Raw genomic sequence first — 23,579 nt, 5'->3', positions numbered from 1 at the left:
TTTTGTTATTATTTACCTCGTCATTGCGAGGAGCGAAGCGACGCGGCAATCTCAGGATATTTAATGAGATTGCCGCAGCCACTTCGTGGCTTCGCAATGACAACCTCTAGTACCCCGCCGGCAATGCCTATTCGCAATGACGGCCTTACTACCCAAACTCACACATACGCTTTACAAGCTCACGCCAATCAGGCGGAGTATACCCCATCACTTCGTTAAAACTAGTAGCATCTAGAGAACGATCTATCACAAGCTCATCCGATGGAATAATATCGATTTCTTTATTATATATTTCCGCTACTAATTTTAACAATTCTAACTTATTAATCGGTTTTGATGCAAGATGATAAAGCCCATGCAGTTCTTTATTCGGTAATACAAAATCCCTTATTATTCTTGCAAGCTCTACTGTCGGAAATCCTGAATAAATAGCTTTTTCAAAGCCTTTCACCTGCCCTTCTGCACTTAAAAACCAATTGATTAAGCTTCTATTACCTACCAGCTCATGACCTATAATGGAAGTACGCAGCGTAATAGCATGCGGATAATCTACTTCGCCAAGGAATTTAGAACGACCGTAAAGGTCATAACAGTCAGGAAAATCGCTTTCCTTATAATTACCTTTTTTTCCTGAAAATACACAATCAGTACTAATATGGATTAACCTTGAATTAGCTAATTTACATAAATTAGCTAGCCTATGCGGTAACAAACTATTTATTGGCAATGCTTTTAACGGGTCGTTTGCATCAGCTAGTTGTTTTACAAGCCCTATACAATTTATGACGATTTCGGGTTTTGCTTTATTAAATACCTCAACTAACGAATCATAATTCTCAACATCTACATTTGTAATTAATTTATCGGATAAATCTTTAGAAAAATAAGAACGAGCGGAATTATTTCGAGCTGTCGCATAAACGTCAAACTTACTATCCTGACTTAAAAACCTAAACATACTGCTACCCAGCATACCGGTAACACCTAGAATTAATATTTTCATGATATATTTTATTTATTTTGCATCGTTTCTATCATAAATAATATATCTTTACAATAAGGTTTTTGAAAAGCTAGAAATTATATAATTATCAACGAATTAATTTATATCCTCTTCTTTTCTCATAAGCTTTAATTCTTTATATAAATCAATATCTTTATACTTATCCAGTATGTTTCTTGCTTTTTCTATATTTGAATAAAAACTCGATATTATTAATTCTGAATTGTTATACTTAATTGTTACTTTATCTCCTATTTTAAGTTTTAATTTCTGCCTTACTTTTATAGGAATAACTAGTCTACCGTTATTATCAATATAGCTTTTTTGTACTATCATAAAAAATAATTAAATTACTTTATTAAACTTTTTTATATTTTATTTTTTTGATGAAATTAATCAATTTAATAAATTGCTTTGGCAATAAATTTATTTTATTGATTTTTAAATTAGTATATTTATATATAATATGACCATATAGATATATGAAAGATAGTAATGCACAAATATCGGCTACTGAATTTAAAAAACATTTTTTAAACCTAGTTGATCAGGTCAAAAATAAGCGTAATTCTTTTATTATAACAAAAAGAAAGTTACCGGTTGCTAAAATAGTCCCCTTAGGAATTAATAAAGTAGAAAATAGACAAAGTTATTTTGGATTCTTAAAAGAAACAATAAAAATAAATGATGATATAGTAAACTGTTCTTTTGAATCTGAATGGGAAACAAGTAATGACTAATATTAAAGATAATCTAGTAAACTTAATTTTGGATACTCATATATTAATTTGGTATGCGGAGGGAATAAAATTATCTAAACATCAAATAGAATTAATAGAAAAAGCAAGAGAACATTAATATGCTATATATCTCTGCTATATCTATTTGTGGGAAGTAGCTATGCTTGAAAACAAGGGTAAAATAGTGCTTTCAATTAGCCTAAATGACTGGATAAATAAGTTATTATCTATTCCAGGCTTAAATCTAATTGATCTCTCGGTTTCAGTTCTAATAGAAAGCTGTTTTTTACCTAATTATGAACATAAAGATCCAGCTGATAGATTTATTATAGCCTCTACTAGAAACAATAACTCATATTTATTTACTTGTGATCAAAAAATTATAGAATATGCTAATTTAGGCTATTTAAAAATAATCGATATCATTTAAAAACATTAAATCTAAAACCTCTTAATCGAATCAAGCACGGTTTCAAGGATCATACTAGCAGCTACGGCATCATCGTTATTATTACGGTCTTTTCTTTTCACGCCGAATGATTTAAGGAAATTATTTGCAGCTTTTGTAGTTAGTCTTTCATCTTGTAAATATATAGGCAAGTTTATAGATTTTGTTAATTCTTCTGCAAATTTCATCACTATATTTGTTTGCTCCGTTACTGCTCCGTTCATATCAATCGGTAGACCTACTACAACACCGCAAACTTTATATTTTTCGATGATGTTAAGCAAGGAAGTAATAACGATTTTTTTATTTATCTCGGTTATAGTATTTAAGGGCATAGCAATACTACGTTCTTGATTAGATAATGCGATTCCTAATTTTTTGCTTCCGTAATCAATAGCGATAAGTGGAGCATTTGGTATTAAAAGCCGATAAAATTCTTGAAGATTTTTTATTATCATGGTAGTTATTAAGTCTACTTATATTATACTCGTTGAACTTAAAAAATTGGCTACGTAATCCTACAAGAGCTGTGGTTCTCACGTATTAAGTTATACGCTGCGATCCTCGCCTTGTGTATTCCTTGCTCTTTTTCAAGTTGAACTTCGTATAACTACTATTTATTTTATATTACTTATTTATGCTAAAAAATATTCAAAAACATTTAGATACGAAATTAATTAAATTATCGGCGATTTTAGCTTTTATTTATTGTTTGTTATTTAATACCGCAATATTGATTTATAAATTTGATTATTATAAAGCAACGATTTTTAGAGGGATATTAGAGCTATCAAAAGATTTTTGTTATATTTATATATTTTCTTTTATAGCATTTTTTGGTCTTAGCGTACATAAATTAGTGTTAAAAATCGGCGTAGGGTTTTTATTTATAACATCCGCTATTGCTAGTTATTACATTTATTTCTTCAAAATCAATCCTACTAAACAAGTAATAGGTAGTTTTTTCTCAACGGATTTAAACGAAGTTTATGAATTAATCAGCATTAAGTTAGTAATATGGATAATTTTTTGCCTTTTTAGCTGTTTTTATACTCTCAAATCTTTTGCCGCCGAAAATTCTAAATCATTCGTAACAAAATTATTATCTGCCGCTTGCTTACTTATTTTTGTATATAATATTATTACTCCTTCATTTAAGATACTAAAAAATTATTTTCCCATTCAGTATTTACATAATAGCTACCTTAATTTTGCTGGAAATTTTGGTGATAAAAATTATGCATGTATAGATATTAGTAAGCAATATAACTTTATAGATAAGTCAGATAAAGATATTATCGGTGTTTTAGTTATAGGAGAATCGGCAAGATTTGATCATTTCGGTATTAACGGTTATGAAAGAGATACGACTCCTTACTTAAAAACTGCCCAAAATCTAACTTCTTTCAAAGCTAAATCTTCTTCTAATCTTACCTATCTTTCCGTACCGTCATTACTTTCACGTTACCCTGCAAGTCAAATTGAAAATACTAGACAAGAGAACAGCTTTTTATCAATTTTAACAAATCTTGGCTTTAATACTACCTGGATCGGTACTCAAACTTTAATGAGGAGTTTCGCAAATTTTGACCTAAGTAATATATATAATGACGTTAATTTTACTATAGTACCGGGCGGCTCTGCTCTATTTTCTTTAAATGATCATGATGAAAAAATATTACCTTTTATAAAAGAAATAATAACAAACTCAGAGAAACAATTTTTAGTAGTTCATACCTCAGGAAGTCACTGGAACTATAACGCAAGATATCCAAAAGAGTTTGAGTATTTTACCCCTACCTGTCCTATTAAGGTTAAGGGGGATGCAAGTGATTGCGATAAGCTTGCTTTAGTTAACAGTTATGATAATTCAATTTTATACACCGATTTTTTTTTATCTAATTTAATAGATTTGCTTAAAGATAAAAATGCATTTTTATTATATGTATCCGATCACGGCGAATCGTTAGGAGAAAATGGTTATTACGGTCACGGTGGTCCACTACTTGCAGAACAAATAACAGTACCACTTATAGTTTGGGTATCAGATGATTTTAAAGAAAAATATCCTGAATCGGTAGACTCAATTAAAAATTATGCTAATACCGAAATTAGCCATGATTATGTATTTCATTCAATCCTTGACTGTTTAAATATAGATTCCGACATAGTAGATAAAGACTTAAGTATATGTAAATCTAGTTAAAAATTATTGAATTATTAAAATTTTATATATAAATTAAAATCTCAATAATTATATGATTTATTATTATGTCTGATATACCTAAACTAGACGACTATTATTATAGATTTTTACAAAGTATTTTACTTAAAACACTAGAACAAAATAAAGCCGCTGAAACTTATTTATTACAGAAAGATTTCAATAGTGCTTTAAATGAGATAAAAAATATAAATGAACAACTTGAAGAATATTCAAGCATTCTTTCTTTACTCAAAGTAATTAAAACCCATTTTATTGATAAAAAAATATATAATTAAGTACCATTTAATTTAAATCCTTTTTTTATAATTAAAAATAATATAGAGTGGAATAGACTTCTTACAAAATTCGCTTATAGAGAGGAATTTGAAGGAGACACGGAACGCAGAACCGCAGCGTACTCAAATGTACGTGAGGATTCGAGTACCGGATCGACGTACAAATTACCTCTAGAAGTAGAATTTTGTAAGAAGTCTAATAAAAAAGGTATTGAATTATGGAATATGCATTATTAATTTTCAGTATTATAGCGATTTTAGTTATAATACAAATGGTTAAAGTTGTACCTCAACAACAAGCATGGGTAGTAGAAAAACTTGGAAAATTTGATAAAGTACTGCAACCCGGTTTAAACTTACTAATCCCTGTCATTCAGAGAGTAGCATACAAACATACTTTAAAAGAAGAAGCTATAGACGTTACCGCTCAAACAGCTATTTCAAACGATAACGTAACATTATCTATCGACGGTGTTTTATATGTTAAAATCATTGATCCGATGGCAGCATCTTACGGTGTTAATAATCCTTACTATGCCATAACACAGCTTGCTCAAACTACTATGCGTTCGGAAATCGGTAAACTTCCTTTAGATAGAACTTTTGAAGAGCGCGAAACTTTAAACGTAGCAATTGTGGCAGCTATTAATCAGGCTGCTATAAATTGGGGCATACAATGTATGCGTTATGAAATTAAAGATATTCAACCTCCGCAAACTATACTTAAAGCTATGGAATTGCAGGTAGCTGCAGAGCGTCAAAAAAGAGCTCAAATTCTAGAGTCGGAAGGTAATAGACAAGCAAAAATTAACCATGCAGAAGGTGAAAAAGCACAAATCGTACTGAATTCAGAAGCTTCTTATACCGATCAAGTTAACAGAGCAAAAGGTGAAGCTGAAGCAATAGGCTTAGTCGCTACCGCTACGGCAAATAGTATTGAGATTGTCGCAGCTGCCGTACAAAAAACAGGAGGAAGCGACGCAGTAGCTCTTAAAATAGCCGAGCAATATATTAGTGCATTCGGTAATTTGGCTAAAGATACCAACACCGTAATTTTACCCGCAAATCTTTCAGAACCGAGTAGTTTTGTAACCGGAGCGTTAACTATATTTAACCAATTAAAAGCTTCTTCGGAAAAGAAAATAGATAAGTAGCAATTTATAAAGATTTATTATTGTAATAATAATTAGTTTTATATATCATATCAGATTATTAATTAATAAAAGGTTATGAATATGTCAGTATTTGTCGGCAAAACTGCTCCGGATTTTACAGCTAAAGCTATTATGCCTAATAATAATATAGACGAAAAGTTTAAACTTAGCGATTATGCTGCAGGGGATAATATAGTGTTATTTTTTTATCCCCTAGATTTTACTTTTGTTTGTCCATCGGAAATTATAGCATTTCACAATAAGCTTGGTGAATTTACCGAAAGACGTACTAAAGTAGTAGCTGTTAGCGTTGATTCTCATTTTAGCCATTTAGCTTGGAAAAATACTCCGCATAATAAAGGCGGACTTGGACAAGTACAATTCCCAATGGTTTCCGATATAAAAAAGGATATTTCTTCAAAATATAACGTACTTAATGAAGACGGTGTTGCTTTGCGTGGAACTTTTTTAATTGATAAGGATTTCATAGTACGTCACATGCTAGTTAACGACTTACCTATCGGTCGTGATATTAATTATACATTAAAAGTAATCGATGCTTTAACTCATCATCAAAAGCACGGCGAAGTTTGTCCTGCCGGCTGGCATAAAGGTGAGGAAGCAATTACCCCGTCACATGAAGGTATAGCACATTATTTAAGCTCACATGCCGAGAAATTGTAGTATACTACTGTGTTATTTAGAGTGGAAAACTGTCATCCCGTGGCTTGTCCACGGGATCCAGGAAACTTAATAATATAATGAAGCAATATTATGTATATATATTAGCTAGTGGGCGTAATGGTACATTATACATTGGAGTGACTTCAAATATCATAAAGCGTACTTATGAGCATAAGCATAAAATAATCAAAAGATTTTCTTCTAAAGTATAACATAAATAAATTAGTTTATTTTGAGGAATATGACGATATTATAGCTGCAATTAATCTTGAAAAATTATTAAAAGAATATAAAAGACAGGGGAAATTAAATTTAATTGAGTCTCAAAATCCAGCGTGGGATGATTTATATGAAAAAATTATTTTATAATTTTTTTCTGGATACCGTGGACAAGCCACGGTATGACACAACACTTTTTTAGAACCCGTCCACAATACTAATTAAACTTACCTAATGCTAAAAGAATTATTTTCTGCTCTAAAATATCTTATGATATTGAAACAATTAATATTTTACGTCTTATTAGGAGTGAAAATATCGGTCCTAAAACTTTCTTTAGTTTAATTAAATTATTCGGTGATGCAGCAACTGCCATAGATAACGCTCCGGATTTTTCATTGCGAGGCGGAAAGTCAAAACCAATTAAAATTTTCAGTAAAAGCGATGCTGAAAAAGAGTTAGAGCTTCTCGAAAAAGACAATGCTAAGATTATCACATATAAATCTCCGGAATATTCAAAATTATTACTTGAAATTTATGATCCACCGCCAATATTAAGCTATATAAGGTAATATAGAGTTATTAAATCATAATAAATGCGTTGCAATAGTAGGTGCAAGAAACGCTTCTGCAAACGGAAGAAGCTTTGCTCATAAAATTGCAAATGATTTAGTAAAAGAAGGGTATATAACTATTTCAGGATTAGCAAGGGGGATAGATAGCAGCGTACATCAAGCTGCAATTTCTCAAACTATCGGAGTTATTGCAGGCGGTATTGATCATATATATCCACCGGAAAATAAAAAACTATTTGAAAATTTAGCAGAAGAAGGTTTAATATTAGCTGAGTTACCTATCGGCTCTACCCCGCTTGGAAAACATTTTCCACAGCGTAATAGGATAATATCGGGACTAGCCTTAGGAGTAGTGATAGTAGAAGCAAGCTTAAAATCCGGTTCATTAATAACTGCAAAATTTGCACTTGAACAAAATAGGGAAATATTTGCCGTTCCCGGCTTTCCTTTAGATCCAAGATGTCAAGGTACAAATAAATTGATTAGAGAGGGAGCATATTTAGTGGAATCAGTGGACGATATTGTAGCTAATTTACCGCAATATGAAGAATTTATGAAAAAAGATGATAGATTATTTAAGGATTTTGTTGAGCTAGGAACAGTAAATACTAGATATGTTAAAGAACCCTCACAAAAGGAGCGTACTGCTATATTGGAATTATTATCGGCAGTACCTATAGATTTTGAATTTTTACAAAAAGAAACGGAATTACCGCTTCCTATTATATATATGGTAATATTAGAATTAGAACTTGCCAGCAAAGCAATACGTCACGCCGGCAATAAAATATCATTAGTTTATAATAAATAGATGAAATTAGTAATAGTAGAATCGCCTGCAAAGGCAAAAACGATAAATAAATATTTAGGTGATGAGTTTAAGGTCATTGCATCATTCGGTCATATTAGAGATTTACCTTCTAAAAAAGGCTCAGTATTACCTGATGAAAATTTTGCAATGAAATATGATATTTCCGATAAAACCGGTAAATATGTAGATGCAATAGTTAAAGATGCAAAAAAAGCCGAAGCGATATATTTAGCCACCGATCCTGACCGTGAAGGTGAATCCATCTCATGGCACGTTGCAGAGGTGATAAAAGAAAAGAATAAAGTTAAATCCGATGATTTTTTCAAAAGGGTAGCCTTTAACGAAATCACTAAAAAAGCAATTATTCATGCCGTTGAGAACCCTAGGAAACTTGACGTTAACTTAGTAAATGCCCAACAAGCAAGGAGAGCTTTAGACTATTTAGTCGGCTTTACCCTTTCACCTCTTTTATGGCGTAAATTACCCGGGTGTAAATCGGCGGGACGTGTACAGTCTGTGGCTCTGCGGTTAATATGTGAGAGAGAAGATGAAATCGAGCGTTTTAAGTCAAAAGAATATTGGGATATTAGCCTTAAAATGCAAAATAGCAGTAATGAGCCTTTTATTGCTAAATTGACTCACGTAAACGATCAGAAGTTAGAAAAATTCTCAATTATTAACGAAAAAGACGCCAAAAATTTAACTGAAAAATTAAAATCTCAAAATTTTCATGTTGATAAGATAGAAAAGAAACAACAAAAACGAGCACCGCAACCTCCTTTTATTACTTCATCACTACAACAAGAAGCAGCAAGAAAATTAGGTTTTAGTGCTAAAAAGACTATGCAAATAGCACAAAAACTTTATGAGGGCGTTGACATAGGTAAGGAAACTATAGGGCTTATTACCTATATGAGAACCGACGGCGTTACATTATCAAATGATGCAATAGCTGATATACGCAAGTTAATCGATAAAAGTTACGGCGATAAATATTTACCGACTAGCCCTAGAATTTATAAATCCAAAGTCAAAAATGCTCAAGAAGCTCATGAGGCAATAAGACCGACAAATATTACTTATACTCCCGATAGCTTAAAAGAAAAGCTAGAAAAGGATTATTATAAACTCTATGAACTAATTTGGAAAAGAACTATAGCCTGCCAAATGGAAAATGTTATAATGGATTTGGTAATTGCAAATTTAGCTTCGGAAAATAAAGAATATTTGGCAAAAGCAAACGGATCAACTATAGCATTTGACGGGTTTTATAAGGTTTATCGTGAAAGTGTGGACGATGAGGCTGAAGAAGAAAATAAAATGCTGCCGCCTTTAAAAGAACAAGAACCGCTTAAAACTAAAGAAATTATTCCTAATCAGCATTTTACAGAACCTCCTCCAAGATATTCGGAAGCAAGCTTAGTGAAAAAACTTGAAGAGCTTGGGATCGGTCGCCCTTCGACCTATGCTAGTATTTTATCGGTTTTACAAGATCGAAAATATGTTTCTCTTGAGAAAAAACGATTTATGCCTGAAGAATTAGGACGTTTGGTAACGGTATTCTTGGTCGGTTTTTTCAAGAAATATGTAGAATATGATTTTACAGCAGGTCTTGAAAATGAATTAGATGAAATAGCGGCAGGTAAGCTTGAGTGGAAAGCTGCCTTAAGTAATTTTTGGAGCGGTTTTAACCATAATATTGAATCGGTAAACGAACAAAAAATAACCGAGATTATTAGCTATGTACAGAAAGCCCTTGATTATCACTTGTTCGGTGAGAATAAAGAATCTAAAGTTTGTCCTTCATGTAAAACAGGCGAGCTTAGCTTAAAGCTCGGTAAGTTCGGAGCGTTTTTAGCATGCAGTAATTACCCTGAATGTACTTTCAGAAAATCTATTGTTAGCGGTAACGATAATAACGAAAACGAAGGCGAACCTTCCGCTATTCCTAATGAGAATAAAATTTTAGGCACTGATAAAGACGGGATAGAAATATATCTGAAAAAAGGACCTTACGGACCTTATATTCAACTTGGTGAACAAGAAGGCAAAGTAAAGCCAAAACGTAGCCCCGTACCTGCTAGCTTGAATCAAAACGACATCACACTTGAGATGGCATTAAAGCTTCTAAGCTTACCGCTAAAAATAGGTATTCATAAAGATAGCAGCGAGGAAATTATGATAGGATACGGTAAATTCGGTCCTTACATAAAATATATGGGTAAATTTATTTCAGTGCCAAAAAAATATGATTTTCTAAATTTAAGCTTAGATGATGCGATGAAACTAATTGAAGATAATAAAGCGAAGTTAGAAAAGAAACAGGGGTAAGAATGTCATAATCGTCATTGCGAGAAGAATTACAACGTAATTCGACGAAGCAATCTCAGGATATTTTACGAGATTGCCACGTCGCTACGCTCCTCGCAATGACGATAGTACAAAACACTAAAAAAATAAGTAAAAATGACAAAAGTTATAACACGATTTGCTCCGTCGCCGACCGGTATGTTACATGTCGGAAATATCAGGACAGCATTGCTTAACTGGCTATATGCAAAGAAGCATAACGGGCAGTTTATTTTAAGATTTGACGATACGGATTTAGAGCGTAGTAAACAGGAATATAAAGACGCTATCGAAGAAGATTTAAAATTTTTAAATCTTAATTGGGATCAGACATTTAATCAATTAAGTCGTTTAAGTAGATATAATGAAATCAAAAATCTATTATTAGACAAAAAAAGATTATATGCCTGCTATGAGACTCCTGAAGAGCTAGAATTAAAGCGTAAATTTCAATTATCTAAAGGTTTACCGCTAATTTATGACAGAGCTGCTTTAAATTTAACTGAAGAACAAATACAAAAATATATAGAACAAGGAAGAAAACCGCATTATAGATTTTTGGTAAATTATGAACCGATTAGCTGGCATGATATGATCAAAGGCGAAGTTAAATATGACGGCAAGGCTTTAAGTGATCCAATAGTGATAAGAGCAGACAGTAGTATAACCTATATGTTATGCTCGGTTATTGACGATATTGATTATGATATTACTCATATTATTAGGGGTGAAGATCACGTTAGCAATACCGCTATTCAAATTCAAATGTTTGAGGCTTTAAATACTACTCCTCCGACTTTTGGACATTTAAGCCTAATTATTAACAAGGATGAGAAAATTTCTAAAAGAGTCGGGGGATTTGAGATCGCAACTCTTAGAAAAGAAATCGGAATCGAAGCTATGGCAATAACTAGCTTTTTTAGCTTACTTGGTTCATCGGCACAAATCTTGCCTTATAAATCAATGGAGAAGCTAGCAAATCAATTTGAGATAAGTAGTTTTTCTAAAAGCCCGACTATCTATCAGCCGGAAGATTTGGAAAGATTAAATCATAAATTATTAATAAGTTTAGATTTTGACGAAGTAAAAGACCGCCTTAAAGAAATCGATGCCGAGTATATTGATGAAAATTTTTGGTTATCGGTAAGACCCAATTTACAAAAATTACGTGATGTAAAAGATTGGTGGGAGATTTGTCATAAAACTCCGAATGTAGAAAATCTAAATTTAGATAAGGACTATTTAAAGCAAGCTGCAGAATTATTACCGCAAGGAGAAATTACTAAAGATAGCTGGAGCATTTGGACTAAAGAAATAACAAATATAACAGGCAAGAAAGGTAAGGTGTTATTTTTGCCTCTTCGCCTTGCTTTAACCGGTAGAGAATCAGGACCGGAAATCGCAGGAGTTTTACCCTTGATTGATAGAGAAGAGATAATAAAACGATTAACTAGTGCGTAACTCTCTATGTCATTCCCGCAAGGCATTGTTGCGTAGACACCTAACCGTCATTGCGAGCAACTGAAAGGAGCGTGGCAATCTCAGGAGTTTGTTATTATTTTCTGGATTGCTGCGTGGTTCAATTTCACCTCTATCAAGCCACGGGGTGACACAATGGGTTTTATCGGTCCATGCAACAATGCCTGCTCGCAATAGCTATAATACTCTATCATATTAGTATTAATAGCACCGGCAAGTTCTGCAGTATCACCGTAGATATTATCAGCAATAAGAGAAACTATACCTGCTGCTCCTGCCATTAAACCTTCCACAGTTTCACAAGCTACATATCCTGCAGCTATCCCTGCTTTTATTGTATTTTCTGCACATTTGATAGAATCGTACGGCGAAATTGCAATTGCTCCTAAAGCACAAGCACCTATAAGAACAGGCGGATTGTAATAAGCAAAAGTTGCAAGGCTTGCTACAGTTGCTTGAGCAAATGTAGATATAAAAGAATAATTAGTGCTTACATCAGAAATAACACCTTGAATAGAACGTACAGCACTTGCACCATTCTCTATCACATTAATAGCATGTTCTGTTGCTAAGGTAGCATACATTGTGAAATCTGCTGCAGCTTTGGTAGCATTTTGAAAATGAATTGTAGCACTATCAAAGTAACTAGATGTTTTTTTGAGGTTTGTGGCCCTGTATAGATTTTTGTCATGATTTTTCCCCTTAAAATTAAATCGTGACGCAGCGATTATAACTTAAATATTAGACCATGTCAATGGATATTAATTAATAAATAATTAAAAAAATTAATGAAGGTAAATTAGTGTGTAATTCCCAATTTCTGAAATAAATCATTATCTTTTTTAGGCATTGGATTAGCTGAGGTTAAAAGCTTTTCTCCATAGGATATTGAATTAACGCCTGCCATAATACATAAAGCTTGTAATTCATCAGACATTTGTTCCCTACCTGCCGATAAACGAATATAAGATTTTGGAATCATTATTCTTGCCAAAGCTATTACTCGAACAAAATCAAATAGATCAATATCTTGTACATTTTCTAATGGCGTACCGGGAATTTTTATTAGCTTATTAATAGTTACCGATTCAGCAGGTTCTTCAAGATTTGCAAGAGTTAAGATCATATTAATACGATCGTCATTTGTTTCTCCCATTCCTAAAATACCGCCGCAGCATACTTTCATACCGGAAGCCCGAACGTATCCTAATGTGTCCAGCCTGTCTTGAAAAGTACGAGTGGTAATAATTTTATCATAAAACCCTTCAGAAGTATCAATATTATGATTATAAAAATCAAGCCCAGCTTCTTTAAGCGTAACTGCTTGATGTTCTTTTAATAAACCAAGAGTAACACAAGTTTCTAAGCCTAATTTTTTGACCTCCTTAATCATCTCACAAACCAGTTTTAAATCCTCATCACGTGGACCACGCCACGCAGCTCCCATACAAAAGCGAGTACTACCTGCTTCTTTAGAAGGTTCTTTTTTTACATCAGTTTTATAGTGTGCAGATTGAGGGCAGAATTTGCAATTTTCAGGACAACTACCTGTTTTAATGCTTAAGAGGCTGCTTATTTGAACTTTATTCGGATCAAAGTTAGTACGGTGTACTGTCTGAGCTTGATAGATTAGCTCCATAAACGGAAGGCTAAAGATTTCTTTAGCCTCGTCAAAAGTCCATTTTTTCATTTCTAAAAATTATTTTTGTCTTAGGTTCTTAACGTAAGAGAATAAAGAAGAGAAAACAAAAAGTTTAGCAAGACCGCTGGGAATAAAAATTATAAATCCGCTATAAATTGCTTGCTTTAAACCTATCATACTTGCAAGCCAGCTAACACCGAATAGATAAAATATAGTATGACCGATAATACAAATTATGGTAACGTTTACAAAATTCTCAGCTAGCTTATCTTTTAAAGCACTCATAACTGGAGTTCCAATTAAGAAGCCGAGATAATAACCTCCTGCTGCTCCTAAAAAATAATTTATCCCGCTAGAAAATTTACAGAATACCGGCAAACCCATTACACCTACAAAAATGAAAGTCAGTATAGTTAGAAAACTAAGGCGTGGACTATAAGTAAAAGCGATAATACAAAGTATTACGCTATGCATCGTAATTGCTACCGGTTTTATAGGAATACTTATTTGGGACGAAGCAAAAATAGCAACTACTCCCATAACTATTTTAACAATATCTAGAGCATAAGAATTTGTATTTAAATATTCTACAACTCTGTTCGGATATAATACTTTTAATAAAGAATTCATTGTATACCTCATTATTTAGTTTATAAGTTATTTTTGGATAATATAAAGAAATAAAAAAAAGAAAAGTATAATTTTAAGATGTATAAAATTTTTAACTATTCAGTTACAAAGAGGTCCAAAAATAGCTAAAATGTTATTCCTAACTAAAAAACTTTTTGATTTTTAGCTTATCTTCTTTAGACAAATTAGGCTTGAACCTATATATATCTTTTTTATTAGCACTTTCAGGTCTAAATTTAAACTCACCTTTAGTTGTTTTGATTGTAACTATCTGATCAGGAGAACCCCATTTAGGAAAATCGTATTTTATAACTATGTCCCCGTTTCTAAGTCCAGATTTATAAGCGTTACTATTTTCATCAATATTTTTTATTGTATAATTATTTATTAAAGCATCTTTATCAAAACCACGGTCATATGCACCCATTTTTATTTTCTCGATTGGCAGCACTTTAGTAACATCAGCTAAATCTATAGTTTTATCGTTTATCTCTTTATCTACCCCTTTTGGAAGATAATTTTTAACTATTTTTTTAAAATAATCGCTTGAAAAATCTTGTTCTTTTGAGGTTTTAAACAAATCAAGCATAACATTATCCAGCGATTTACTCCTATTATTCTCTTTAATGAGATTATCCAAATAAAGTGCAAAAACAAACCCACGATAATACGGTAATTTCTCTACTGCATAATCTTTCCAATAATCTGTTTTGATTAAATTATTAGGTTCATTTATTACAGGTGATAAATAATAATCCTGAAAGAATTGGTTAAATGCTTCTACAAACTCTTCAAGTGTTATAACTTCGGCACGCAAAGCTAAAACTCTGCTATAATAATCGGTAAACCCCTCACTCCACCAATAATTTAATCCTTCTAAATTATTACGTATTTTCTTCCCTGTCCAATTATGCAAATGTTCATGAGCAAGTAACGTTATATAATCCTGTTTGTCTAAACCTTGAGGAATAAACGCGGTAAAACTATTTGTTAAACCTGTTCCTCCCATGTGATTAGGCTCATCACCTTCAATTAAACTGATTACATAATAAGGAAAATCATTATCATGGAAAAATGCTCTTTGTCCCTTGATAATTTTATTTATATAAGAAGCTATTTCTTCATCTTTAAGATCAAACTGACCATGCAGAGAAAGATATACAGGATTTTTTTGATCGACAATTTTGTAAACACGTAAATCACCTGCTGCATACAAAGCACTAAGTAGCTCTTCCTTTTTAACTTTAAATTTCATGCTTTTACCAAGACCATAATCTGATATTGTTTTCCAGCTATCAGGAATATTATTCCATTCAATATTAAACTCTATCATGTCATTTCCATTTAAATCGCCGGGAGTAGCAAAAAGCCCATAACCCGGTGAATGAATTAGATTTTGTCTAATTATTGCTTCGTGGATATCACAAGGATTACCGGTTTTTTGATATATTTCGTAGCTTAAACGAATAATATTGATTTTTCCCGTATTTAAAATAACTTCATTTGAGTCTTGATTTCTAAACTGCAACTTTCCAATAGGATATTCTAGCTTAACATTTTTGATTTGCTTGTAATATGTAGCGTTTGCCCAAGCATAGGGTAAATCTAAAATAACTTCACCGCTCATATCGCCTATTATTTCTGTTTCAACTTTAATAGCTGAAACAGGCATGTTAGACAAAGGTGTTTATTTTGTAATTTACCTGCCGATAAGTATTTGCTAATACTAGATTTGAGATAAAAATTAAAATTAGCAATATAAAAGTTTTTATTAAGTGCATATCTCCCAAATAAAAAATTTTTTATATTTCGCCTATATTTGATACTTCATCGTGAGAATCATAGCCTGAGTCACTAGAAAAATCAAAATCAATAAAATTACTAATTTTATTTCTCAACTCTATATCTAAATGTTTATTATTTGTTAATTTCTCAATGATTTTTATTAAATTCGGATTGTTTCTTATTATTTCTTTTGTATGCTGTTTTTCAGGATCATTAACCATATTCTTTAGATAATTTTGAAAATTATTATTACTGTCTTCAACAAAATTTTTTTTTAAGTTCTATAATACACTGTTTTACTTCATTTATATACTGAAGTTCTAGTTCTATAATAACTGCTAATAATGACTCCATTAAAGCTTCTTCAAATCTATTTTGATAAATATTTTTTATGCTCATACAATACTCAGATAAATTACTGCTTACTTTTATACTAATAGCATTTGGTATATATTCCGAATGAAATATATCGTTTTTGAAAGTAGTTATTAATATTTCTTTTAAATAAGAATCATTTTTAACTATTTCTAAATTTTGTATATCGTTGTAATCTAAATCCTTTAAATTAAAAATTTTATGTGCTAATTGAGATGATTTAATCATCTTTTCAAAATCACTGCCATACTTATCTTCTGGAAAATTACATTTTTCTCCATATTCTAGTAATAATTTAGCAATTTCTATATTATTACTTTTACCAGCTAAATCCAATGGTTCTTCAGTCCAACTTATATCAATTAAAGTTTTAGGTTCAGAAGCAATCATATTATTCACAGCTTCTATATCCCCCATTACTTGCCGCAATAAACAATGGTCTTGATAAACAATCACTCGTTACAATTGTATTTCCCATAATTTTAATCTTGTAAAGTTAATTTAATAAAATTTTTATTATAAATTTTATTAATTTCAAGTATAAACTGATTTTTTACCTAAATAATTATTCCCGACCATTAATTTATAAGCTTCATCATCTTCAAGCCATTTAGCATTTTCTATTAAATATGATTCTTGAAATTCGGCAAGTTTTGGATCAGGTTCTCCCGTTAAATGTTTAAGCCCGTCAAATAAAATGCCTAAAAAACCGATTTTATTCTTTTTACAATAATCTCTTACATCTTCCACATGTTTCGCACGGTCATCAATAAATACAATAAAACTAGCATTTAGCTCTTCAGAAAATTTTGATAAAGTACCGCTCTTTGAATGATTACCTGTTATAAATATCCCTTTATAACAGCATCATCCTTTTGTCCTGAATTACACGCTGCTAATTCTTCATTATCTGAAAATTCTATACCTAGACTCTTTAATTCTTTATATCGCCAATCTTGCGTCGAAAGAATATTGCCGAACTCTCCCGTATTCATTTGTGTAAGAGCATAAACAGGAAACTTTGCCTTGAGCTTGTTTATAACTTCTGCCCACTCTTCATCAATTAATATTACTTTTCGCTGAAGCCGCCAATTACTGACAATTTCTTCATAATTATCATAATTACTTTTATTTTCCTTAATTCTATCAATCATTTTATTATAAGGCGGCTTCTTAAAAGTTTTTGATTTAAGAGCAATAATAGTATCGTCAACATCAATAAAAGATACATCATCAGGGGCATTTTTTATTATTAAATCATAGATTTTTGCGGCACTATCGGCAGTTTCAAAATCTTTCATATGTTATTAAATTCAATCCTAAGCTCTTTAGTTAAAATATCCATCAGCTCAAATCCTGCTCTATTTTTCCATTTTCCTTGTTCATAAAAAAAATGATAAGGACCGCTAACCGGTGACGATAACCAAATTTCTTTAGCGGCACTTTGTTTGTTTATTACATATATACCCTTATCAGTATCAAGATTTAATATATCACCTTGTAAATCTACGTCTATACTTGCTTCTTTATCTTGCTCTTCTATCTTGTCGGCTATATATGCAATTGTTGTTTCGGCTATTTTACTAAATTCAGTATTATTCATAATTCTCTTTTGGTTTTTCAGGATCAATTTCCGGCTCAGGTACTTTAATCAAACTTTTTCTATAAGTTTCAACAAATCTATTATGATCATTAAGATTGTTAGAAAAATTATGCCCGCCTTTACCGTCAACCACAAAAAATAAGGCATCCGTTTTAGCAGGTTTTACCACTGCTTCTAAAGATTTTAACGACGGACAAGAAATCGGACCGGGTGGTAAACCTTTTATATAATAAGTATTATATGGTAGTTCTTGCAATAAATCTTTTTTTGTTAAAGCTCTTGCTAATTTAAATTTTCCTTCAGTCAAAGCATATATAGTAGTCGGATCGGCTTGTAGCTTCATATTTTTCTTTAAACGATTAATGAATACTGCTGCTATAATAGGCTTTTCTGCATTTGAACCGGCTTCTTTTTCAATTATCGAAGCTAGAGTTAATACCTCAAGTCTAGTTTTTAACGGAGAATCCGGTGCAAGATTCTGCATTACCTTATCTAAATTAGCAGACATTAAATTTCTCATTTGATCGATTATCTGCTCTTTTTGATCTCCATAAGAGAAAAAATACGTTGACGGCATTAAAAACCCTTCCGGTATTATTCCTTTTATTTCTCCAAATAAACGATTTTCTTCATTAATTTTCTTTATAACCTCACTAACTACCGTACCTTCCGGGACAATTATCTTATGTATTATAGATTTACCGCTTGCTAATATTCTTAAAGTTTGCAGAGGCGATATATTACGAGTAAACACATATTCACCGCTTTTAAGAGGTCTTTTTATAGAATAAATTTTAGCAATTACCTTAAAAATTCTCGGATATTTGATTACTTCATTAGAATAAAGTTTTGTAACTATTTGATTTACGGATAATTTAGGTTCAATAATTATCGTTTTATTTTGAGTAAGATTACCCGGCACAAAAATATAAAATATACTAAAATTTAGCAAAGTAATAAATATAGTTAGAGATACTATAACTAAAAAAAGTTTAGTTTTTAATAGTTTTTTTAACATAATAACTATTATTTTTATAAGACTTAGAAATATTGATAAAAAAATTTACCACGAAATATGGTTTTTTCTTGACATTTGAAATAACATATAGTAAAACTAACTTAAAGTTTGGTTGAAGTTAAATATTTGCTGAATTTAAATTATATAGTTTTTGCTAAATAAATCAATAGTTTTAATATTTGGTAATTAAAATATTAAAATTAGATGACTAACGAGCAACAAATTAATAACGTAAACCAATTTACTATAACAATAGTATACTCCTGTAAAATGAAAAGTTAGAATTTTTATTACAAACAAAAAATATAAATCTTTATTCATAGTTCATATTACTATACCGGCGTTAATACTGATCTTATAATGGGCATTATATATTATGATACAAGATCACAATACCGATCTAAAACACGAAGAACATACTGAAAGGTTAAAAGCTTTACAAAATAAGTTAGGAAACTTATCCGGTTTCTTGACAACAATGCGTTCTGATAACAATGAGGAATACAAAAAAATTTCCAATGATTTAGAAATTTTAATAAAACAAATTAATACTATAAGAAAAAATATGGAAATATATTTTGTTATTATATTAATATTAATGTTTATTATAATTCGGAAAATGTTGTGGACCACCGGTTCAAGTACTAATTTTTCTCTTTTAACAACTTTATTTTAGGTTCTAAGAACTCCTGTTTAATAATTTCTGCAGCTATATAAGAAGGTATAGCATCATCTCGATCACTTGATACAAGCGAATTTTCCAAGCTAAGCCTGTGTTCACGTACTTTTGTACGCTTAGCTAGCTTGCCTTTAAATTCATCGTGTCTAAAGCTTTCTGATTTTAGCTGTAATCGTTTTGATTTAAATCCTAATTGCTGCAAAATTTTTTGGCTTTCTATTACCTGCTCAGACGCTTTTTTAGAATTAAATAATAACTCTTGAAGCTTATTACTCATAAGACTAGCTCGGCAATTAAATTGGATAAATTCCGGAATTATTTCGCTACCTGCTATAATATTTATCAACGTAACATATTTTATTTTTATCAATAGCCTGATAATAAAAAAGCTTATAAGATTAACTTTATAAGCCACAATCATAGGAGTACCGGAAGCTGCTATCTCTAAAGTATTAGTACCGGATTTTGCTAAAGCTGCATCCGCAACAGCATAAGTTTTAAGTCTCTCACTTGAAAATAAATAATTAAACTTAACATCTTCTAAAAACGGCTTTATTATTGCCTCATGAGCAGGATTTGCAAGAGTAAATATAACTTTAAGATTATTACAACTCTTGAATATTTCTTCAATAGAAGAAATAAAAACCGGTAAATGCTTTAGAATCTCTCCTTTTCTGCTTCCAAGAGTAACACATAAAACTCTCTCTTTCTCATCTATTTTAAACTCTTCACGTAAAGCTATTTTATCACTATAAAACTCTTGCTCCATAATCGGATGACCTATATATCTACAGTCAAGACCGACTTTAGTAAAATATGGAGGTTCAAACGGTAGTAAAGCAAATAAACAATCATAAATTTTAGCGTATTTTACTGCCCTACCCTCTTTATATGCCCAAACTGACGGTGCAACGATATGAATCATTTTCAGCTTTGGTAAAAGTTTTCTTACTCGCTTTGCCACACGATAAGTAAACCCTGGTGAATCTATGGTAATTAATAAATCAGCTTTGCTATTTATTATATCCTCCACAGTTTTATCAATTAATTTTTTAAGCTTAAAAATATGAGGCAAAATCTCTACAAAACCCATTAAATTTATGGAAGTAATAGGAAATAAGCTTTTAAAACTGCCAGCCTCTTCCATATATTTACCACCAACACCTATACATTTTATTTCTATATTATCTTTTAAATGCTGAATTATGCGTCCACCGATAAAGTCCCCTGACGTCTCGCCGGCTATAAAGTAAATTTTTGTCATTGAAGATAATTATTTTTTAAGGTTCTCAATTTCTGCTTTCAACTGCCTTATTTTTTCTATAGATAATTCAGTAATCTCATATATTTCTTCTATCGAGTTTTTTTTCATTAACATCTTTTTTGCTATTTTTATACTTTTTGTAACTTCGCCTTCTTCTATACCCTTTGCCATACCTTCTTCTCTACCTTTTTCTTCAGCAGAAACTAATATAATCGCGGTCTTTAAAGCCTTTGCTCATATGAGCACGATAAATAATTCTTTCTTTAGTTGTCATTTTAAGGATATCAAGTTTTTTTGCTACCTTCTTCATATACGGTGATTTAAAGTCTTTCTTAACTTCAGAATGTTTTACTACATATAGCCATTCATCCAATTCATCTCTTATAATATCATTAAATAACGGTACCGATATTACAAAATATTCCGAAAATACATCACATAAATCGAATATTTTACCTCTCATATCTCCTAAAGAAAATTTCATAGGGTGTTTTTTATCGACTTCTCTAAAAATAGTCTTACCGTGATATAAAGGTGCTTTTATCTTAGCAAAAGGGAAATATAGTAAATTAATATGAAATATCTTTTTTATAGTAGTGTAGTCTTCACTTTTATAAATACTATCGACTATTAACCTACTAGAATTAAAACAAGCTTTATGCATAAAAAGATTTGTATAGGACTTATCTATTTCCACTATATATTTATGTCCTTCTTCACATCTTCTACTATTACATCTGCTACGCTAGATTTTAAGATATCATCTTCTTTATTACTGCAACTTTCAAGTAATGCCGTTATCTTAACCGGACTATAACCCGCACCCTTAAGTATTGCCGAGATAAATCCTTCAACTATTTCATAATCACCTTTATCCTTAAGCAAATATTTTATAGCGTAATCAAAACTTATTAGGGTACTCATATTTTTCTGTCTAATTACATATTATTAAATTCCATTTTACGGTAACTCAAAGCTTCAGCAATATGAATTTTCAAGACCTTATCAACATTCTCAAGATCGGCAATCGTGCGTGCTACTCTAAGTATTCGGTTATAAGCACGCATTGATAAACGAAATTTATTTGCCGCTTCATTCAGTAAATCCCTACCTTCATCCGCAGGCATAGCGTAATCTATTAATAACTGCCCGTCTAATCTGTTATTTGTTATAGCCCTCATATCTCTTTTCTTGAATCAAACGTACTTTCTCGACTCTTATAGCTATATCTTCAGATTTTTCCTCAGAATTATCTGTAATAAAGTCATAATTATAAATATTAATATTTGATACTTCTATATGCAAATCAAATCTATCCATAATAGGTCCTGAAACTTTCATTTGATAGTCGTTAGCACATTTTGGAGCTTTCATGCATTCTTTATAAGGATCGCCTAAATAACCGCATTTACAAGGATTCATAGCTGCTATTAACTGAAAATTTGCCGGATATTTTATATGAGCGTTTGATCGTGAGATTAGTATTTCACCGTTTTCAATAGGCTGTCTTAATGCATCAATAACATGCTGTGGAAATTCAGGTAGTTCATCTAAAAATAATACTCCGTTATGAGCTAGCGTAATTTCCCCAGGCTTTACTTTTTTTCCGACACCGCCACCGACCATAGCGGCAAGTGAGCATGAATGATGCGGAGTTCTGAACGGTCTTGCTTTGGTAAGTTTACCATCTAAAAATTTTCCTGCAATACTTGTAATCGTGCTACATTCTAAAATTTCTTTTGTAGACATTTTAGGGAGTATACTGGGAAGACAAGCAGCAAGCCTTGATTTGCCGGTTCCGGGAAGACCGAACATTAAAAGATTATGCCCACCTGATGCTGCAATTTCTAAAGCTCGTTTAGCAATTTTTTGACCTTTTATATCTTTAAAATCGGGATAATTTATCGGCTCATCTTGCAATTTAGCTTCCGGAGGAGTTAAAACTTGTGAACCTTTAAAATGATTTACTAGTTCAATTAAATTATCTGCAACAAGTATATTATCATTACCCGACCAAGCAACTTCCGAGCTGTTTTTACTTGAACAAATAAGACCTTTACCTCTAGCAGAAGCCCCAATCGCTGCAGGTAGAGCTCCGCTTACCGGTAAGATTGAACTGTCTAATGATAACTCTCCTATTATCAAATATTCCGCAATTTCAAGTTCAGGTAAAATATTTATTGCGGTAAGTATTGAACAGGCAATTGCAAGATCAAAATGGCTTCCTTCTTTTACTAAATCTGCCGGAGCTAAATTTATTAAAATCTTTTTAGTAGGTAGTGCAAGCCCTATAGAAGATAACACTGCTTTAACTCGTTCTTTCGACTCGGCTATAGTTTTATCGGCAAGCCCTACTATAGTAAAAGCAGGTATACCCGGGGATATTTGTACCTGCACGTCAACATCGATAATATCAATTCCATTAAACGTTAGACTTGCTATATGAATTATCATGAAATTTTTCTTCAAATGCTATTTTGTGAGGTTGTAGGTGTTATTGCATGGCTCGATGTCATTCCCGCATGGATCGGCTTACCCGTCATTGCGAGGAAAAACTGCAAGTTTTGACGAAGCAATCTCAGGAGTTTATCCTACTTCATGAGATTGCCACGTAGCCTA

Annotated in this window: 25 protein-coding genes and 4 pseudogenes; 13 read left to right on the top strand and 16 right to left on the bottom strand. The window is 31.6% G+C overall.

The features are described from left to right. Window positions 1-148: 148 nt before the first annotated feature. Both BN1174_RS06605 and BN1174_RS06600 read right to left on the bottom strand, forming a co-directional pair. Window positions 149-1,003, bottom strand: a complete 855-nt coding sequence (locus BN1174_RS06605; RefSeq protein WP_040257491.1) for a dTDP-4-dehydrorhamnose reductase family protein — start codon at window positions 1,001-1,003, stop codon at window positions 149-151. 96 nt (window positions 1,004-1,099) lie between these two features. After that, a complete protein-coding gene (locus BN1174_RS06600) occupies window positions 1,100-1,339 on the bottom strand; it encodes an AbrB/MazE/SpoVT family DNA-binding domain-containing protein (RefSeq protein ID WP_011270869.1) in 240 nt (79 codons plus the stop codon). Between the two features lie 146 nt (window positions 1,340-1,485). Between BN1174_RS06600 and BN1174_RS06595 the strand changes: the two genes are divergently transcribed. Genes BN1174_RS06595 through BN1174_RS06590 form a run of 3 tightly spaced genes read left to right on the top strand, consistent with a single transcriptional unit; the run spans window position 1,486 to window position 2,173 of the window. After that, complete coding sequence (locus BN1174_RS06595) at window positions 1,486-1,743, top strand: type II toxin-antitoxin system Phd/YefM family antitoxin (RefSeq protein WP_040257489.1); 258 nt, start codon at window positions 1,486-1,488, stop codon at window positions 1,741-1,743. Further along, window positions 1,736-1,861, top strand: coding sequence for a PIN domain-containing protein (locus BN1174_RS12380; protein ID WP_269379088.1), 126 nt, complete (start codon window positions 1,736-1,738; stop codon window positions 1,859-1,861). Before BN1174_RS06595 ends, BN1174_RS12380 begins: the two co-directional genes overlap by 8 nt. 42 nt (window positions 1,862-1,903) lie before the next feature. Further along, window positions 1,904-2,173 (top strand): PIN domain-containing protein, encoded by a 270-nt coding sequence (locus tag BN1174_RS06590; protein WP_156138528.1) that lies wholly within the window; start codon window positions 1,904-1,906, stop codon window positions 2,171-2,173. Between the two features lie 11 nt (window positions 2,174-2,184). Here BN1174_RS06590 and ruvX read toward each other — a convergent pair whose 3' ends face one another. After that, window positions 2,185-2,649: a Holliday junction resolvase RuvX gene (ruvX, locus tag BN1174_RS06585; protein ID WP_040257488.1), complete on the bottom strand. Its 465-nt coding sequence runs from the start codon at window positions 2,647-2,649 to the stop codon at window positions 2,185-2,187. A gap of 179 nt (window positions 2,650-2,828) precedes the next feature. Between ruvX and BN1174_RS06580 the strand changes: the two genes are divergently transcribed. The 9 genes and pseudogenes from BN1174_RS06580 (at window position 2,829) to gltX (ending at window position 11,946) form a co-directional block, all read left to right on the top strand. Next, a complete protein-coding gene (locus BN1174_RS06580) occupies window positions 2,829-4,397 on the top strand; it encodes a phosphoethanolamine transferase (protein ID WP_040257486.1) in 1,569 nt (522 codons plus the stop codon). Between the two features lie 65 nt (window positions 4,398-4,462). Beyond that, window positions 4,463-4,693 (top strand): hypothetical protein, encoded by a 231-nt coding sequence (locus tag BN1174_RS06575; protein WP_040257485.1) that lies wholly within the window; start codon window positions 4,463-4,465, stop codon window positions 4,691-4,693. Window positions 4,694-4,911: 218 nt separating this feature from the next. Beyond that, window positions 4,912-5,847 carry an SPFH domain-containing protein gene (locus BN1174_RS06570; protein WP_010423399.1) on the top strand — a complete coding sequence of 312 codons (936 nt, stop codon included), beginning with the start codon at window positions 4,912-4,914 and terminating at the stop codon, window positions 5,845-5,847. A gap of 81 nt (window positions 5,848-5,928) precedes the next feature. Next, complete coding sequence (locus tag BN1174_RS06565) at window positions 5,929-6,531, top strand: peroxiredoxin (RefSeq protein ID WP_040257484.1); 603 nt, start codon at window positions 5,929-5,931, stop codon at window positions 6,529-6,531. A gap of 77 nt (window positions 6,532-6,608) precedes the next feature. After that, a pseudogene (locus BN1174_RS09155) lies at window positions 6,609-6,900 on the top strand (GIY-YIG nuclease family protein). A 95-nt stretch (window positions 6,901-6,995) separates the two neighbouring features. Continuing rightward, window positions 6,996-7,322 carry a DNA processing protein DprA gene (locus BN1174_RS12755; protein ID WP_331370599.1) on the top strand — a complete coding sequence of 109 codons (327 nt, stop codon included), beginning with the start codon at window positions 6,996-6,998 and terminating at the stop codon, window positions 7,320-7,322. 1 nt (window position 7,323) lies between these two features. Beyond that, the gene (gene dprA / locus BN1174_RS09145) at window positions 7,324-8,136 is read left to right on the top strand and encodes a DNA-processing protein DprA (RefSeq protein ID WP_197062086.1); all 813 of its coding nucleotides are present in this window, start codon (window positions 7,324-7,326) and stop codon (window positions 8,134-8,136) included. Then, window positions 8,137-10,467 carry a type I DNA topoisomerase gene (gene topA, locus BN1174_RS06550; RefSeq protein ID WP_040257479.1) on the top strand — a complete coding sequence of 777 codons (2,331 nt, stop codon included), beginning with the start codon at window positions 8,137-8,139 and terminating at the stop codon, window positions 10,465-10,467. It abuts the gene before it with no gap. A gap of 135 nt (window positions 10,468-10,602) precedes the next feature. Further along, window positions 10,603-11,946, top strand: coding sequence for a glutamate--tRNA ligase (gene gltX, locus BN1174_RS06545; RefSeq protein WP_040257477.1), 1,344 nt, complete (start codon window positions 10,603-10,605; stop codon window positions 11,944-11,946). A gap of 80 nt (window positions 11,947-12,026) precedes the next feature. On the opposite strand, the gene BN1174_RS11930 is transcribed toward gltX, so the two are convergent. The 9 genes and pseudogenes from BN1174_RS11930 to mltG form a co-directional block, all read right to left on the bottom strand. Beyond that, window positions 12,027-12,548: a hypothetical protein gene (locus BN1174_RS11930; protein ID WP_231555830.1), complete on the bottom strand. Its 522-nt coding sequence runs from the start codon at window positions 12,546-12,548 to the stop codon at window positions 12,027-12,029. 215 nt (window positions 12,549-12,763) lie between these two features. Further along, a complete protein-coding gene (gene bioB / locus BN1174_RS06535; RefSeq protein WP_040257475.1) occupies window positions 12,764-13,654 on the bottom strand; it encodes a biotin synthase BioB in 891 nt (296 codons plus the stop codon). A gap of 9 nt (window positions 13,655-13,663) precedes the next feature. After that, the gene (locus tag BN1174_RS06530) at window positions 13,664-14,248 is read right to left on the bottom strand and encodes a biotin transporter BioY (protein WP_156138526.1); all 585 of its coding nucleotides are present in this window, start codon (window positions 14,246-14,248) and stop codon (window positions 13,664-13,666) included. 127 nt (window positions 14,249-14,375) lie between these two features. Continuing rightward, window positions 14,376-15,908, bottom strand: a complete 1,533-nt coding sequence (locus tag BN1174_RS11925) for a M61 family metallopeptidase (protein ID WP_231555829.1) — start codon at window positions 15,906-15,908, stop codon at window positions 14,376-14,378. Between the two features lie 130 nt (window positions 15,909-16,038). Beyond that, on the bottom strand, window positions 16,039-16,242 hold the full coding sequence (locus BN1174_RS06515; protein WP_040257471.1) for a hypothetical protein: 204 nt from the start codon (window positions 16,240-16,242) through the stop codon (window positions 16,039-16,041). A gap of 37 nt (window positions 16,243-16,279) precedes the next feature. Then, entirely contained in the window at window positions 16,280-16,813 is a 534-nt protein-coding gene (locus tag BN1174_RS06510) for a hypothetical protein (protein ID WP_040257469.1), read from the bottom strand. 117 nt (window positions 16,814-16,930) lie between these two features. After that, window positions 16,931-17,697: pseudogene (locus BN1174_RS12750) on the bottom strand (DUF2608 domain-containing protein). After that, complete coding sequence (gene cyaY, locus BN1174_RS06500; protein WP_040257467.1) at window positions 17,694-17,999, bottom strand: iron donor protein CyaY; 306 nt, start codon at window positions 17,997-17,999, stop codon at window positions 17,694-17,696. The pseudogene BN1174_RS12750 and the gene cyaY overlap by 4 nt, the downstream one beginning before the upstream one ends. Continuing rightward, window positions 17,992-19,017 (bottom strand): endolytic transglycosylase MltG, encoded by a 1,026-nt coding sequence (gene mltG, locus BN1174_RS06495; protein ID WP_040257465.1) that lies wholly within the window; start codon window positions 19,015-19,017, stop codon window positions 17,992-17,994. The genes cyaY and mltG overlap by 8 nt, the downstream gene beginning before the upstream one ends. 376 nt (window positions 19,018-19,393) lie before the next feature. Between mltG and BN1174_RS06490 the strand changes: the two genes are divergently transcribed. Continuing rightward, window positions 19,394-19,693, top strand: a complete 300-nt coding sequence (locus BN1174_RS06490; protein WP_040257463.1) for a hypothetical protein — start codon at window positions 19,394-19,396, stop codon at window positions 19,691-19,693. Here the strand turns inward: BN1174_RS06490 and lpxB are convergent. The 4 genes and pseudogenes from lpxB to BN1174_RS06465 form a co-directional block, all read right to left on the bottom strand. Continuing rightward, window positions 19,662-20,960 (bottom strand): lipid-A-disaccharide synthase, encoded by a 1,299-nt coding sequence (gene lpxB / locus BN1174_RS06485; protein ID WP_040257461.1) that lies wholly within the window; start codon window positions 20,958-20,960, stop codon window positions 19,662-19,664. The genes BN1174_RS06490 and lpxB overlap by 32 nt on opposite strands. A 9-nt stretch (window positions 20,961-20,969) precedes the next feature. Continuing rightward, window positions 20,970-21,624, bottom strand: a pseudogene (locus BN1174_RS10215) (nuclease/transposase family protein). A gap of 32 nt (window positions 21,625-21,656) precedes the next feature. Further along, window positions 21,657-21,884 carry a hypothetical protein gene (locus BN1174_RS10210; RefSeq protein WP_040257459.1) on the bottom strand — a complete coding sequence of 76 codons (228 nt, stop codon included), beginning with the start codon at window positions 21,882-21,884 and terminating at the stop codon, window positions 21,657-21,659. 14 nt (window positions 21,885-21,898) lie between these two features. After that, a pseudogene (locus tag BN1174_RS06465) lies at window positions 21,899-23,414 on the bottom strand (YifB family Mg chelatase-like AAA ATPase). Window positions 23,415-23,579: the final 165 nt, after the last annotated feature.

The organism is Rickettsia hoogstraalii (assembly GCF_000825685.1).
GTDB lineage: Bacteria > Pseudomonadota > Alphaproteobacteria > Rickettsiales > Rickettsiaceae > Rickettsia > Rickettsia hoogstraalii.
The sequence above is the reverse complement of the archived record's forward strand: the minus strand, read 5'-3'. Positions and strand labels throughout refer to the sequence as shown.